The organism is Tersicoccus mangrovi (assembly GCF_036881825.1).
Classification (GTDB): Bacteria; Actinomycetota; Actinomycetes; order Actinomycetales; family Micrococcaceae; genus Tersicoccus; species Tersicoccus mangrovi.
The window spans coordinates 166437-180766 of the sequence record NZ_JBAJMW010000003.1 but is presented as its reverse complement, the minus strand read 5'-3'; the positions used below and the strand labels follow the sequence as shown (position 1 = coordinate 180766).

At 71.4% G+C, this 14330-nt stretch carries 13 protein-coding genes; 5 read left to right on the top strand and 8 right to left on the bottom strand.

Annotated elements, in window-relative coordinates; genetic code table 11:
• Positions 1-99: 99 nt before the first annotated feature.
• Positions 100-2595: an alpha-amylase family glycosyl hydrolase gene (locus tag V6N00_RS06915; protein ID WP_334231346.1), complete on the top strand. Its 2496-nt coding sequence runs from the start codon at positions 100-102 to the stop codon at positions 2593-2595.
• A gap of 61 nt (positions 2596-2656) precedes the next feature.
• On the opposite strand, the gene V6N00_RS06910 is transcribed toward V6N00_RS06915, so the two are convergent.
• On the bottom strand, positions 2657-3163 hold the full coding sequence (locus tag V6N00_RS06910; protein WP_334231345.1) for a mycothiol transferase: 507 nt from the start codon (positions 3161-3163) through the stop codon (positions 2657-2659).
• 149 nt (positions 3164-3312) lie between these two features.
• On the opposite strand from V6N00_RS06910, the gene V6N00_RS06905 reads away from it, so the two are divergent.
• Complete coding sequence (locus tag V6N00_RS06905; RefSeq protein WP_334231344.1) at positions 3313-4227, top strand: hypothetical protein; 915 nt, start codon at positions 3313-3315, stop codon at positions 4225-4227.
• A 119-nt stretch (positions 4228-4346) separates the two neighbouring features.
• Here V6N00_RS06905 and purL read toward each other — a convergent pair whose 3' ends face one another.
• From purL to purS, 3 genes are read right to left on the bottom strand one after another with little or no spacing between them, the layout of a single operon-like run.
• Complete coding sequence (gene purL, locus V6N00_RS06900) at positions 4347-6737, bottom strand: phosphoribosylformylglycinamidine synthase subunit PurL (protein ID WP_334231343.1); 2391 nt, start codon at positions 6735-6737, stop codon at positions 4347-4349.
• Between the two features lie 18 nt (positions 6738-6755).
• Entirely contained in the window at positions 6756-7514 is a 759-nt protein-coding gene (gene purQ, locus V6N00_RS06895; RefSeq protein ID WP_334231342.1) for a phosphoribosylformylglycinamidine synthase subunit PurQ, read from the bottom strand.
• Positions 7511-7780, bottom strand: a complete 270-nt coding sequence (gene purS, locus V6N00_RS06890) for a phosphoribosylformylglycinamidine synthase subunit PurS (RefSeq protein ID WP_334231341.1) — start codon at positions 7778-7780, stop codon at positions 7511-7513. Before purS ends, purQ begins: the two co-directional genes overlap by 4 nt.
• Before the next feature lie 220 nt (positions 7781-8000).
• Between purS and V6N00_RS06885 the strand changes: the two genes are divergently transcribed.
• Entirely contained in the window at positions 8001-8774 is a 774-nt protein-coding gene (locus V6N00_RS06885) for a CPBP family intramembrane glutamic endopeptidase (protein ID WP_334231340.1), read from the top strand.
• Positions 8775-8779: 5 nt separating this feature from the next.
• Positions 8780-9352 (top strand): TetR/AcrR family transcriptional regulator, encoded by a 573-nt coding sequence (locus tag V6N00_RS06880; RefSeq protein ID WP_334231339.1) that lies wholly within the window; start codon positions 8780-8782, stop codon positions 9350-9352.
• 6 nt (positions 9353-9358) lie between these two features.
• Here V6N00_RS06880 and V6N00_RS06875 read toward each other — a convergent pair whose 3' ends face one another.
• Positions 9359-10966 (bottom strand): amidohydrolase, encoded by a 1608-nt coding sequence (locus V6N00_RS06875; protein ID WP_334231338.1) that lies wholly within the window; start codon positions 10964-10966, stop codon positions 9359-9361.
• Positions 10967-11045: 79 nt separating this feature from the next.
• Here V6N00_RS06875 and V6N00_RS06870 point away from each other — a divergent pair, with 79 nt between their 5' ends.
• The gene (locus V6N00_RS06870; protein WP_334231337.1) at positions 11046-11264 is read left to right on the top strand and encodes a hypothetical protein; all 219 of its coding nucleotides are present in this window, start codon (positions 11046-11048) and stop codon (positions 11262-11264) included.
• Between the two features lie 21 nt (positions 11265-11285).
• Here the strand turns inward: V6N00_RS06870 and V6N00_RS06865 are convergent, their stop codons facing one another.
• From V6N00_RS06865 to recR, 3 genes are all read right to left on the bottom strand, one after another.
• Positions 11286-12236, bottom strand: coding sequence for a 3-methyladenine DNA glycosylase (locus V6N00_RS06865; RefSeq protein WP_334231336.1), 951 nt, complete (start codon positions 12234-12236; stop codon positions 11286-11288).
• A gap of 55 nt (positions 12237-12291) precedes the next feature.
• The gene (locus V6N00_RS06860; RefSeq protein ID WP_334231335.1) at positions 12292-13575 is read right to left on the bottom strand and encodes an aspartate kinase; all 1284 of its coding nucleotides are present in this window, start codon (positions 13573-13575) and stop codon (positions 12292-12294) included.
• 153 nt (positions 13576-13728) lie between these two features.
• Positions 13729-14322: a recombination mediator RecR gene (gene recR, locus V6N00_RS06855; protein ID WP_334231334.1), complete on the bottom strand. Its 594-nt coding sequence runs from the start codon at positions 14320-14322 to the stop codon at positions 13729-13731.
• Positions 14323-14330 lie beyond the last annotated feature (8 nt).

The following is a 14330-nucleotide window of genomic DNA, read 5'->3' as shown; positions in this document are numbered from 1 at the left end:
GTATCGGCGGTGTCATGGCGGACAGGGCGATTGACACTTCCTGTGAGACAGGTCACGCTGGGGCATCATCACTCTGGTCTCACCCCTCGGAGGTTCCGCGTGCTCCCACGACCCCTGCTCTCTCCACGCCTGTCTCGCGCTGCCCTCGCGGCCGCGCTCACGACGGCGCTGACCGCGACGACGCTGCTGGGCGGGACGGCCGCGCAGGCCGCTCCGCCGCCGTCGCCGTCCGACCTCGCCGGGCACTCCCTGCGGGCCCCCGTCACCAACGAGAACTTCTACTTCGTGATGGCGGACCGGTTCGCCAACGGGACGAAGGCCAACGACACCGGCGGCCTGGGCACCGACCGGCTGGTCTCGGGCTTCGACCCGACGAACAAGGGGTTCTACAACGGCGGCGACCTCAAGGGCCTGACGTCGAAGGTCGACTACATCAAGGGGCTCGGCACGACGGCCATCTGGTTGACGCCGAGCTTCAAGAACAAGGCGGTGCAGCTCGAGGACGGCCCGTCGGCCGGCTACCACGGGTACTGGATCACGGACTTCACGCGGATCGACCCGCACCTGGGCACCAACGACGACCTGAAGACGCTCATCGCCGCCGCCCACCAGCGCGGCATGAAGGTCTACTTCGACATCATCACCAACCACACGGCCGACGTCATCAAGTACGCCCCGAAGCCCCGGCCGGACTACATCACCAAGGCGCTGTTTCCCTACAAGGACGCCAACGGCACCGCCTTCGACGACAAGACCTACGCGGGCACCGACACCTTCCCGGCACTGGACCCGAAGGTCTCCTTCCCGTACGTCCCGATCCTCGATCCCGCGGACACGCACCTGAAGGTGCCGGACTGGCTCAACGACGTCACGAACTACCACAACCGCGGCAACACGACCTACCAGGGCGAGAACTCCACGTACGGTGACTTCTCCGGCCTCGACGACCTGTTCACGGAGAAGCCGCAGGTGGTCGACGGGATGATCAGCATCTACGAGAAGTGGATCAAGGACTTCGGCGTCGACGGCTTCCGCATCGACACGATGAAGCACGTCAACGACGAGTTCTGGCAGAAGTTCGGGCCACAGGTGCTCCAGTTCGCCCACGAGGCCGGCAAGAGCCAGTTCTTCATGTTCGGCGAGGTCTACGACACGACCCGCGACTTCACCAGCCGGTACACGACGACCAACAAGATGCAGTCGGTCCTCGACTTCCCGTTCCAGGACGCTGCCCGGAACTACGCGTCGAAGGGCACGTCGGCGGCGGACCTGAAGGCGTTCTTCGCCGGTGACGACTGGTACACGGACGCGGACTCGAACGTCTACCAGCTGCCGACGTTCCTCGGGAACCACGACATGGGCCGCATCGGCTCGTTCATCGAGGCCGACAACGCCGGCGCCGGCGACGGCGTGTGGCTGGCCAAGGACCGGCTCGCGCACGAGTTGATGTACTTCTCCCGCGGCAACCCGGTGGTCTACTACGGCGACGAGCAGGGCTTCACCGGCCCGGGTGGCGACCAGTCCGCACGGCAGACGATGTTCGCCTCGAAGGTGCCCGAGTACCTGACGGACGACCTGATCGGCACGACGGCGACGCACGCGACCGACAACTACGTCACGACGCACCCGCTCTACCGCTCGATCGCGGAGCTGTCGGCGCTGACCAGGAAGTACCCGGCGCTGCGCAACGGCGCCCACCAGAACCGGTATGCCGACTCGGGTCCGGGCATCTACGCGTTCTCCCGGATCGACCGGGCGACGCAGCGCGAGTACGTCGTCGTGCTCAACAACGCGACGACGGCGAAGACCGCGCCGGTCACGACGTTCCTGCCTCGCAGCTCCTTCACCCGGATCTACGGGTCGGGCCCGAAGCTGGCGTTCAGCGACGGCGGCGGCACGGTGCGCGTCGGTGCGCCGGGCCTCTCGGCCACGGTCTACGCGTCGAACGGCCGGATCCCCCCGTCGCACGTCGCACCGTCGGCGCAGATCAGCGCCGTCGAGACGGCCGGGGCGGACCACACCCGGCTCAATGTGCGGGCCGACGTCCAGGGCTCCTCGTTCTACGAGGTGACCTTCCAGGCGCGCACGCCCGGTGGCGACTGGCACGACATCGGCACCGACGACACCGCGCCCTACCAGGTGTTCCACGACACGAGCGCGCTGACCCCGGGTTCGTCGATCGAGTACCGGGCGCTGGTGCTGGACAACGCCGGCCACGTCTCGACGAGCGCCGCCGCGGCGGGGACCGTCCCGACGCCGGTGACGCCCGCGCCGACGGGGCCGGTGCAGACACCGGAGCCGACGAACGTGGCGGTCGCGGGGTCGCTGGACACCGAGATCGGCTGCGCGGCGGACTGGGATCCGGCGTGCAACCAGGCGCAGATGACGAAGGACCCGGCCACGGGCCTGTGGAAGCTGACGGTCACGCTGCCCGCCGGTGACTACGAGTACAAGGCCGCGCTGAACAAGAAGTGGGACGAGAACTACGGGTCCGGTGGGGCGCCGAACGGCGGCAACATCGCGCTGCACCTGGACGCCGCCCGGTCGGTGACGTTCACGTACGACCACGCGACCCACATCATCTCGAACAACTGACCCGCGCCGGACTCCGTCCCCTTCTCCACCCGCGGGCCGGGGGAGGGGACGGACGTCTGTCTCAGAGGTGCGGGAGCAGACCCCGGACGAAGCCGGCCTGGCCGAGGTGCTGGTAGCAGTCGCCGACCACGCTGGCCAGCCGTACGCCGCGGGTGACGGGCGGGTCCCACCGCTCGTCGATGACCTCGTCGAGCGACTCCGGGGTCAGACTCTCGAGATCGACCAGGGTCTGCCGGTGGACGTCGCGGTGGTAGCCGATGAGCTGGTCGACCGACGTCACCTGGACCTGCGCCACCTCGTCGGCGCTGTGCCCGTACCCGGTATCGCCCTCCGGCAGCCCGAGGGCGAGCTCCGTGCTCCAGCGCTGGGGCCACACCTGCCGGTGGTCGAAGGCGTCGGCCAGGTGGTCGTCCTGCACCCGGGTCAGGTGCCAGATCAGCCAGGCGATCGAGTTCGCCTCACCGAGGGGCTGCTGGTTGACCTGATCGGCGCTCAGGCCGCCGACGGTGCGGTCGACCGTCTCGGCGATCGAATCGAAGATCGTGCGGTAGACATCGCGTGCATCCATCGTTCGATCCTTCCGTCCCCTCCGCTGAGTGGTCAATAGATGGGCGTTTTGCCCGGCGCTGATTCGAAGAACACCCGGTAAGTGACCAGTCATCGGAAAAATGTGGACAACGACGACGGCGGAGGAACCGGCCGTCGCAGGATGAGGGGATGTTGCCGCTTCCCGGGGCGATCGCCCGCTCGACGAGTTTCACCGTCGCCGAGGGCCGGGCAGCCGGCCTGACCGACGACCAGATGCGGCGGCTGATCTGGTGCACCGCGGGCCGCGGACTGCGTGTCCAGGCCGGCCACGACCCCGCGCTGGCCGAGCTGGCCGGTCTGCTCACCGCGGTCACCGGTGCTGTCGTCTCGCACGAGTCGGCAGCGCAGCTGTGGGGCTTCCCGCTCGCCCCTCGCCCCGGTGGCCTCCACCTGCTGGTGCCCCTCGGCTCCGCTCGAGTCCGGCGCCCGGGCGTCGTCGTCCATCAAGCGCTGGTGCGCGAGGATGAGGTCGTCGTCACGCCGGTCGGTCCGCTTACGTCCCGGGTCCGCACGTGGCTCGACCTGGCTCAGACGCGCAGCGTGGAGACGATGGTCGTGGTGGGAGACCACCTCGTGCGGGTGCCACGACTCGCGTGGGAGGGCCGAGAGCACCCGTATGCGACGCTCGACGACCTGGAACGGACGATTCGAGCGCACCCGAAGAAGCGTGGGATCGTCACCGCGCGCGCGGCTGTGCCGCTGATCCGTGTCGGAGCCGACTCGCCGCCGGAGACGCGCCTACGACTGCGCCTGGAGGACGCCGGATTGCCCCGTTTCGAGGCCAACCGGGTCATCCGTGATCGGGACGGCCGACGTCTGCATCAGCCGGACCTGTCCAACGAGACCTACCGGGTCGCGGTCGAGTATGAAGGGGCGCACCACGGCGGCGAGGAGCAGATGCTGCACGACGTCCGCCGCTCCCGGCGCGCTGCCGAAGCCGGATGGATCGAGGTCCGGATCACCGCCGCCGACATGCTCGGCACCGGCTACGCGGCAGTTCGCGCGGTCAGGCAGGCGCTGGTGGCCCGCGGTTGGCGTGGCTGAACTCGCGCTCCGCTTCGCGCGACCCGTTGACTGGTCACTCGATGGGCATTACCGCTCAGTACAGAGCGGGAAACGCCCGGGGAGTGACCAGTCAACGTGGGAAAGGGACGGAGACGGGCTCAGGCGAAGTGCGACGGCAGGGTGGCCGACCACGCCTCCCGCAGCTGCGCCAGCGGCAGGGAGAAGTGGCCCTGCACGTCCAGCGACGGGGCCGGGGCCTCGTCCGAGCCGGTGCCGACGGAGTCGACGACGCCGATCCGGATCGCCGGGTAGCCGCGGGCGGTGCACATGTCGGTGAACCGCACCTCCTCGGACCGCGGGACGGCGACGAGCGCCCGGCCCTGCGACTCCGAGAACAGGAGGGTGAACACGTCGACGCCGTCGCGCTCGGCCGCCTCGTCCAGCCCGACCCGCGCGCCGACGTCGTACCGCAGGCACGACTCGGACAGGGCCGCCGCGAGGCCGCCGGTGGACAGGTCGTGCGCCGCGTCGACCATGCCGTCACGGGAGGCGTTGATGAGGATCTCGGCCAGCGACTTCTCCGCGGCCAGGTCCACCGCCGGGGGCCGCCCGCCCAGGTGCCCGCGCAGGCCGGCCCAGGCCGACCCGTCGAGCTCGTCGCGAGTGGAGCCGAGCAGGTAGATCGCCTGCCCGTCCTCGCGCCAGCCGGACGGGGTGCGCCGGGCGACGTCGTCGAACACGCCGAGGACACCGACGACGGGCGTCGGGTGGATCGGCACGCCGCCGGTCTGGTTGTACAGCGAGACGTTGCCGCCGGTCACGGGCACACCGAGGTCGCGGCACGCGTCGGAGAGCCCGGTGACCGCCTGGACGAACTGCCACATGACGGCCGGGTCCTCGGGTGAGCCGAAGTTCAGGCAGTCGGTCACGGCCAGCGGCCGCGCGCCCGTCGTGGCGACGTTGCGGTAGGACTCGGCCAGGGCCAGCCGCGCGCCCTCGTACGGGTCGAGGTAGGCGTACCGGCCGTTGGCGTCGGTCGCGATCGCGACGCCGAGCCCGGTGCCCTCGTCGACGCGGACCACGCCGGCGTCGTCGGGCATCGCGAGCGCGGTGTTGCCCTGCACGTAGCGGTCGTACTGGTCGGTGACCCAGTCCGGGGCACACAGGTTGGGGGAGGACATGAGCGCGACGACGGCGTCGCCGAGGGCGGCGCCGGAGGGCCGGTCCGCGTCCGCGGCTGAGCCGGCGAACCGGTCCGCCTGCGTGGTGTCCTGCCAGTCCGGCCGGGCCTGCGGCCGGTCGTAGACGGGGCCCTCGTGGGCGACGGTGCGCGGGTCGACGTCGACGATGACCTCGCCGTCCCACTCGATGACGAGCCGGCCGGTGTCGGTCACCTCGCCGAGCCAGGAGTACTCGACGGCCCAGCGGCCCATGATCGCCTCGAACGCGGCGACGTTCTCGGGCGCGACGACGGCCATCATGCGTTCCTGTGATTCGCTCATCAGGATCTCGCCGGGCGTCAGGGACGGGTCCCGCAGCAGCACGTTCGTCAGCTCGACGTGCATGCCGCCGTCGCCGTTGGACGCCAGCTCGCTCGTGGCGCACGAGATGCCGGCCGCGCCGAGGTCCTGGATGCCCTCGACGACACTGCCGGCGAACAGCTCGAGGCAGCACTCGATGAGCACCTTCTCGGCGAACGGGTCGCCGACCTGCACGGCGGGCCGTTTCGCCGGCTTGCCGGAGCCCTCGAAGGACTCGGACGCCAGCACGGAGGCGCCGCCGATGCCGTCGCCACCGGTCCGCGCGCCGAAGAGGACGACCTTGTTGCCGGTGCCCGAGGCGTTGGCGAGCCGGATGTCCTCGTGCCGCAGCACGCCGACCGCCAGGGCGTTGACCAGCGGGTTGCCCTGGTAGACCGGGTCGAACACGAGCTCGCCGCCGATGTTGGGCAGGCCGAGGGAGTTGCCGTAGCCGCCGATGCCGGCGACGATGCCGTGCACCAGCCGGGCGGTGTCGGGGTGGTCGATGGCGCCGAACCGCAGCGGGTCCATCACGGCCACCGGGCGGGCGCCCATCGAGATGATGTCGCGGACGATGCCTCCGACGCCGGTCGCGGCGCCCTGGTAGGGCTCGACGAACGACGGGTGGTTGTGGGACTCGACCTTGAAGGTCACCGCCCAGCCGTCGCCGATGTCCACGACGCCGGCGTTCTCGCCGATGCCGACGAGCAGGTGCTCCTTCATGGCGTCCGTGACCTTGTCGCCGAACTGGCGCAGGTGGATCTTGGAGGACTTGTAGGAGCAGTGCTCGGACCACATGACCGAGTACATGGCGAGCTCGGCGGCGGTGGGTCGCCGGCCGAGGATCTCCCCGATCCGCGCGAACTCGTCCTCCTTCAGGCCCAGTTCGGCCCAGGGCAGCTCGGTGTCCGGCGTGGTCGCGGCGTGCTCGACGGTGTCGAGGTTGAAGGCGCGGGAGGTGTCCGGGGCACTCGTCCCGGGGGCCGCGGCGATGTTCTCGGTGACGTTCTCGGCGGTGTCTTCAGACATGGGGGAGTGAAGTCTTCCTCAGCGATGGACGAGCGTGGTGAGCACGGAGGTGAACAGGCCGAGGCCGTCCAGGGACGGGCCGTACCCGTCCTCCACGGCGTGCTCCGGGTGGGGCATGAGGCCGACGACGTTGCCGGCGGCGTTGGTGATGCCGGCGATGTCGCGGCGCGAGCCGTTGGGGTTGACGTCGAGGTAGCGGAAGACGACCCGTCCCTCGCCCTCGAGCTCGTCGACGGTGGCGTCGTCGGCGACGTACTGGCCGTCCTGGTTCTTCAGGGGCACGACGATGCGCTGGCCGGCCTCGAACGCGCCGGTCCAGGCGGTGTCCGTGTTCTCGACGCGCAGCGCCTGGTCGCGGCAGATGAAGTGCAGGTGGTCGTTCTTGATCATCGAGCCGGGCAGCAGATGCGCCTCGGTGAGCATCTGGAAGCCGTTGCAGATGCCGAGCACCGGCAGCGGACCACCGGCGGAGGAGCCGGAGCCGCTCGCGGCGTCGACGAGGCGCTCCATCAGCGGCGCGAACCGGGCGATGGCGCCGGCCCGCAGGTAGTCCCCGTAGGAGAACCCGCCCGGCAGCACGACGGCGTCGACGTCCTGCAGGTCCGCATCCGCGTGGAACAGGGACACCGGGGTGGCGCCGGCCAGGCGCACCGCGCGGGCGGCGTCCCGGTCGTCGAGGGTGCCGGGGAAGGTGACGACGCCGATGCGGGCGTCCGTCAGGACCGGGCCGCCGGCGGCGTAGTCGCCGATCAGGGGCAGGTCGGTCGGGGTGCTCATCGCGTGGCGTCCGCGGCGGCGTCGACCGCGTACACGGAGACGACGTCCTCGATCACCGGGTTGGAGAGGAGCGTCTCGGCGGCTTCGCGGGCGGCAGCCAGGTCGGCGTCCGTCACCTCGCCGTCGACGGTCAGCTCGAACCGCTTGCCCTGCCGGACGCCGCTGAAGGTCTCGATGCCGATCCGGGGGAGGGCGTTCACGATGGCCTTGCCCTGCGGGTCCAGGATCTCGGGCTTGGGCATGACTTCGACGACGATCCGCTGCATGCGGGCGACTCCTGCGGCTGAGGGGGAATCCGGACTTCGGCTCGCTGGAGGGTGCCGTCTCACGCCGGACCGGCGCTCCGCGAGCTTGCCGGGTCAGTCTATCGCCCGAGCGGGAGGCATCGGACGCCGTGTGATCGGGGCGATACCGCGCCCGGCTGTTGACACCTCTGGAATACGACCGTATTCTAAGAATACAAGCGTATCCTACAAAGGAGTCGACATGACCGCTCTTCTGGCCACCTCGGAGCACGGGGACGCGATGCGGTCCGTCGTGTCCCGGGTACGCACCGTTCTGACGGGCGTGGGCCTGGCTCTGATTCCGGTGCTCTGGACGGCCGCGGGCTCCGCGTTCGCACAGATCCTGAATGCCGACGACGTCACGGCGGCCCTGATCGTCGCCGCCGGGGCCGCGGTGTCCGCCGCGATCGGCATGGTGGTGATGCGACGGCGTCGGAGCTCGCCGGTGGCCGGATTCGGGATGCCACGGAACGGACGAGCCGTGTGGTGGGGTCTTCCGCTGGTGGCCACCGTTCTGATGGCGGTGGTCACGCAGGGCCTCCACGTGGCCGGTGCGGTGATCGCGGCGTACGCGGTGCTGGTCTGCGCGGTCGCGGTCAACGAGGAGGTGTGGTTCCGCGGCATCATCCTCGCGATGCTGCGGCGCGGCGGGATGCGGCTGGCCGTCGTCGCCAGTGCGATCCTCTTCGCCGTGCTCCACCTGGCGAACCTCGCCGGCGGTGCGGATGCCCCCGCCGCTCTTCTCCAGGTGGTGTTCGCTCTGCTGTTCGGCGTCGTCGCCGCCGAGGTGGCGATCCTGACCACGAGTCTATGGCCGGTGATCGCCTGGCACGCGGCGTGGGACTTCGCCAACTTCGTCGGAGGAAACGCGACCACCGCCGTCGCTCTGGCCGGGATCGCGGGCGCCTGCCTCGTGATGCTGGCCGTCGCGACGGTGCTGTGGCGCCGACTGTTCCGCGCGTCCGTGGCATCCTGAACGGCGTGGAACTGACCGAGCGGCAGCAGGAACTCGCGGACGCGGCGCTGCGCATCATCGGACGGGACGGCATGCCGGCCCTCTCGTTCCGGTCGGTCGCTGCCGAGGCGGCCTGTTCGCTCGGCTCGGTGCAGAAGGCGTTTCCCTCCAAGGAGCGCATGCTCGCGGCGTCCTTCGCCCGACTGCGCGAGAACGCCGCCCCGCTGCCCCCCGGGGAACCCGGACGGCCGACCCTGCGGGCCTGGCTCGTCTCCCTGCTGCTGGGGATCCTCCCGCTCGATGACGAGCGCCGTGCGGCGCAGCGAAGAGGAGACGCCTTCGCGCAACAGGCGCTCGCGGATCCGGGGATCGCCGGAGCGATCGCCCAGAGCGACGCGCAGGTGCGCGGGCTCCTCGCTTCGCTCATCGGTCGGGCACAGGCCGAGGGGGAGATCCCCCTGCACGTCGATCCCGAGATCGCGGCGTGGTCGATCCTCGCGCTCGCCCAGGGGCTCGCCGCGCAGCTGCTCTACCGCCCGGAGTTCGAGGGGGAGCTCCGGGCACGACTGGACGTCACCGTCGGCGCTCTCCTGGACTGAGCCGGATCAGGCCTCGTACCGGACGCGGCCGCCCACGACGGTGGCGAGCACCGTGGCGTCGCGGATCGCCTCCGGGTGGGCGGTGAGCGGGTCGACGTCGAGCACCGTCAGGTCGGCGACCATGCCCGGCGCCAGGGTTCCCTTGGTGGTGTTCTCCCCGGAGGCCGCCGCCGCCCCTGTCGTGTAGGCGGCGAGGGCCTGCCGGGCCGTGAGGCGCTCCTCCGGCTGCCACGTACCGGGGGCGCCGTCCGGATCCCAGCGCGCGATCGCGGCGGCGAGCCCGTGCAGCGGCCGGGGCGGTTCCACCGGGGCGTCGGAGCCGAACGCCAGTGTCGCCCCGGCGTCGAGCACGGAACGCCAGGCGTACGCGGCGATCGCGGGGTCCGGCACGAGGGTGCGCAGGGCCAGGTCCGGGGCGTAGTGCTGCGGCTGCATCGACGCGATGATGCCCAGCTGCGCGAGCCGGGGCAGGTCCTCGCGCCGGACGAACTGGGCGTGCTCGATCCGGTGCCGCAGCCCCGCGGTGCGGCTCGCGTGCGCGGCGCGGGCGAGGGCGTCGAGCACCTGGGTGTTCGCGCGGTCGCCGATCGCGTGCACCGCGGCGGCCAGGCCGTTGTCGATCAGCCGGTCCAGCAGCGCGTCCAGCGCCGCGGGACCGGTGACCTCGACGCCGTGCGCGGCGCTCGGCTCGACGACGACGCGCGGGTCCCCGGCCGGGAACGGGTGGCTCATCAGGCACGTGTGCGACCCGAGGGCACCGTCGGCGAAGATCTTCACCGGGCCGATCCGGATCCATGGGTCACCGTCGCCGGTGCGGCGGCCGGCGGCGATGTGCTCGTCCAGGGCGGCGACGGGCAGCAGCTTGACCAGCCGCAGATCGAGCTCGCCGCGCTCCCGCAGCCGCTGCGCCGAGGACAGGACCGTCATGCCGTCGACGTCGTGCACCCCGGTCAGGCCCTGGGCGAGCAGGTGCCGCTGCACCCGCGCGAAGCGGTCGTCCGGATCGCCGCCGGCCGGGCCGTCCTGCAGGGCGCGCACGGGGAAGACCGCCGACTCGCGCAGCACCCCGGTCGCCTCCCCGTCGGCGTCGCGCACGATCTCCCCACCGTCGGGGTCCGGAGTGTCACGGGTGATGCCGAGGGCGGTGAGGGCGGCGCTGTTCGCCCAGATGGTGTGCGCGTCCGAGCTGACGAGCGCGACGGGATGGTCCCCGGTCACGGCGTCGAGGCCTCGCCGGTGCGGTGGCTCCGGCGTGTCCCACGCGTTGATGTTCCAGAATCCGCCGAACACCCAGGTCCCCGGGGGCAGCGTGCCGACGTGCCCGGCGACCCGGCGCAGGCACTCCTCCTCGGAGGTGGCCGAGCGCAGGTCGACGCCGGCGAGCTCGTCGGCCAGGTGCGTCAGGTGCACGTGGGCGTCCGTCAGGCCGGGGACGACGACGGCATCGCCCAGGTCGACGGTGCGGGTTCCCGCCGGGGCGTGGGCCGCTAGCTCCGCGGGGTCGCCGGTGGCCAGCACCCGCTCGTCCTGGACCAGGATGCCGCGGACGGGTGGGGCGGCGGCCGGGCCGGCCAGGGTGTGCACGGTCGCCGCGGTGTAGAGGGTCGCGCTCATGATGCCTTTCGCCGGTGGACGGTCACTCTCACCCCATCCTGCCGGGATCACCGCCGGGGTGCGCGACTACGCTGATCGCATGGGTGAGGAATCGAAGTCAGCGTTGCCGTTCATCATGGCCGGCGCCGTCGTCGTCGGACTCGGCGGGATCCTGTTCTCCCAGGCGCGACGCCAGCGCGAGGACGAGCGCCGCCGCCGGGTGCAGGAGTCGCTGCGGGCGGCCCAGGAACGGCACGGCGAGCACCCGCTGCGCCGGCCGGACCCCGCGACGCCGTCCGCCACGGACCGGCCGGTCTGAGCGCAGCCCGCCTGACCCGGATCAGGCCGTGCCGGCCCACCGGTCGAGCTCGGCCAACAGGAGGCGGCGCAGGTCCGCGCCCCGGTCGGCGAAGCCGCGCTGCGCGGCCACGTACTCGGCCTTGCCGGCGGCCGTCTCGATCTGGATCGGCGCCAGGCCGTGCGCGGTGAGATCGTACGGGGAGGCCCGCATGTCGACCTCCCGCACGTCCGACGCCAGGTCCAGCGCGGTGAGCACGAGTTCGCTCGGCATCAGCGGCAGCAGCGAGAACGCCCACTTGTAGAGGTCCATCGTCGCGTGCAGGCAGCCGGGCTGTTCGAGGTCCGGTTGCCGCTCCCGCGTGGGCGTCAGCTCGTTGCGGCCGGTCGCCTCCGGGGTGAAGAAGCGGAAGGCGTCGATGTGCGTGCACCGCAGCCGGTGGCCCTCGACGACGGCGTCGGTGCCCTCGGCGCCGAGCCGCAGCGGCAGCTGCTCGTGCCGGCGGTCGTCGGCGCCCTGCCGGTACACCATGGCCCACTCGTGCAGGCCGAAGCACCCGAACTGGCCGGGTCGCGACGCCGTCGAGGCCAGGAGGCGCGCGGCGAAGGCGACGGTGGCGGACCGTCGGGCGAGGAACCCCTCGACGTCGGCGGTCACGGCCGGCTCGTCCGGTGTCAGGCCCAGCCGCTCCCGCTCGGCGGCGTCGAGGGTCCGGTGGTCCTTCCACACGGCCCGCTCCAGTGCCGCCGGCCCCGTGAGCACGGACCCGGCCCCGGGGTGCCACCGCTCGAGCCTGCCCGGGCTGAGCGCGTAGTAGGTGAAGAGGAAGTCCTCGACGGGGTGCTTGATCCCGGCCGATCGCCGCGCACGGAACGGCTCGGTGTACCGGGCGGCGTGCGCGAGATGGCGGTCCGCGCGGTCGGTCGCGTCCGCGGCGGGCAGGACGACGAGCGGCACGCCGGCGCGAGCGCGTTCGGGGGACGGGGCGGTCATGAGGGGCTCACGGGTGCCGGCACGGCGCGGGGCGCCGCGGAGCGAGGACGACGGCTCAGCGGCCGGTGCCGCCGTAGACCGTCGCCTCCGTCTCGCCGTCCAGCCCGAACGCCTGGTGCACGGCGCGCACCGCGTCGTCGAGCGAGTCGGCGCGCGTGGTGACGGAGATGCGGATCTCGGAGGTGGAGATCATCCCGATGTTGACGCCGGCCTTCGAGAGGGCGGAGAAGAACTGGCTGGAGACGCCCGGGTTGGAGCGCATCGCCGCGCCGACCAGCGACAGCTTGCCGATCGAGTCGTCGTACGAGAGCGACTCGAAACCGATCTCCTCCTGCGCCGCCTCGAGCGCCTCGACCGCCGTCGTGCCCTGACTCATGCCGAGGGTGAAGGAGATGTCGGTGCGACCGCGCGTGGTGGAGACGTTCTGGACGATCATGTCGATGTTCACCGCGGCCGCCGCGATCACCTCGAAGATGCGGGCGGCCTTGCCGGGCACGTCCGGGACGCCGACGACGGTCAGCTTGGCTTCGGAACGGTCGTGCGCGACGCCGGAGATGATGGGCTGTTCCAAGGTGATTCCTTCACTGATGTCGTGCGCCGTGGCGGGGTCGGGGATGACCCAGGTGCCCTCGTGGTGGCTGAACGAGGAGCGGACGTGCAGCGGCAGCCCGAAGCGGCGGGCGTACTCGACGGAGCGCAGGTGCAACACCTTCGCCCCCGACGCGGCCATCTCGAGCATCTCCTCGCTGCTGATGCGGCCGATCTTCTGCGCGTTCGGCACGATGCGCGGGTCCGCGGTGTAGATGCCGTCCACGTCGGTGTAGATCTCGCACACGTCGGCGTGCAGGGCGGCGGCCAGGGCGACGGCGGTGGTGTCCGAGCCGCCGCGACCGAGCGTGGTGATGTCCATCGTGGTGCGGCTCATGCCCTGGAAGCCGGCGACGATGGCGACGTTGCCCTTGTCCACGGAGGTGCGGATCCGGTGGGGGTCGACCTCGACCAGACGCGCCCGACCGTGCAGGCTGTCGGTGATCAGGCCGGCCTGGCTGCCCGTGAAGGACTGAGCCTTGGCGCCGAGGTCGGTGACGGCCATGGCGAGCAGGGCCATGGAGATCCGCTCGCCGGCGGTCAGCAGCATGTCCATCTCGCGGGCCGGCGGGGCCGTGGTGATCTGGTCGGCGAGGTCCAGCAGTTCGTCGGTGGTGTCGCCCATCGCGGACACGACGACGACGACGTCGTGCCCGGCGCGCTGCGTGTCCACGACCCGGCGGGCGACGCGCTTGACGCCCTCGGCGTCGGCGACGGACGAACCGCCGTACTTCTGGACGATCAGGCTCACGGGTGTGGCGCTCCTGCCGGGCTGACGGACACGGGACGGGTCACACGCGACGGGCGCGCGGACGCCACGGAAAGTGTAGTCCGCGGGCATGAGCCGCTCTCAATTGCGTCCGCAGTGTGGCCGGTGGGCCGACGACGCCGTGCGGCCGGGCGCTCAGAGGGTGCGGCGGCCCTCGAAGGCGCGGCCCAGGGTGACCTCGTCGGCGTACTCGAGGTCGCCGCCGACGGGCAGGCCGGAAGCGAGCCGGGTGACGCGGATGCCCAGGGTGGCGAGCATGCGGCCGAGGTACGTGGCGGTGGCCTCGCCCTCGAGGTTCGGGTCGGTCGCGATGATGACCTCGGTGATCGTGTCGTCCGAGAGCCGGTTGAGCAGTTCGCGGATGCGCAGCTGCTCGGGGCCGACGCCGCCGATCGGGTTGATGGCGCCCCCGAGGACGTGGTACCGGCCGCGGAAGGCGCGGGTGCGCTCGATCGCCATGACGTCCTTGGACTCCTCGACGACGCAGATGGCGCTGGGGTCGCGGCGCGGGTCACGGCAGATGGAGCAGGTCTCGGACTCGGAGACGTTGCCGCAGATCGAGCAGAACTTGACGCGTTCCTTGACGTCGGTGATGGCGGTGGCGAGCCGGCGCATGTCCGCGGTGTCCGCCTCGAGGATGTGGAAGGCGATGCGCTGGGCCGACTTGGGGCCTATCCCGGGAAGGCGTCCGAGCTCGTCGATCAGCTCCTGGACGGCTCCTTCGTACACGCTGTCAC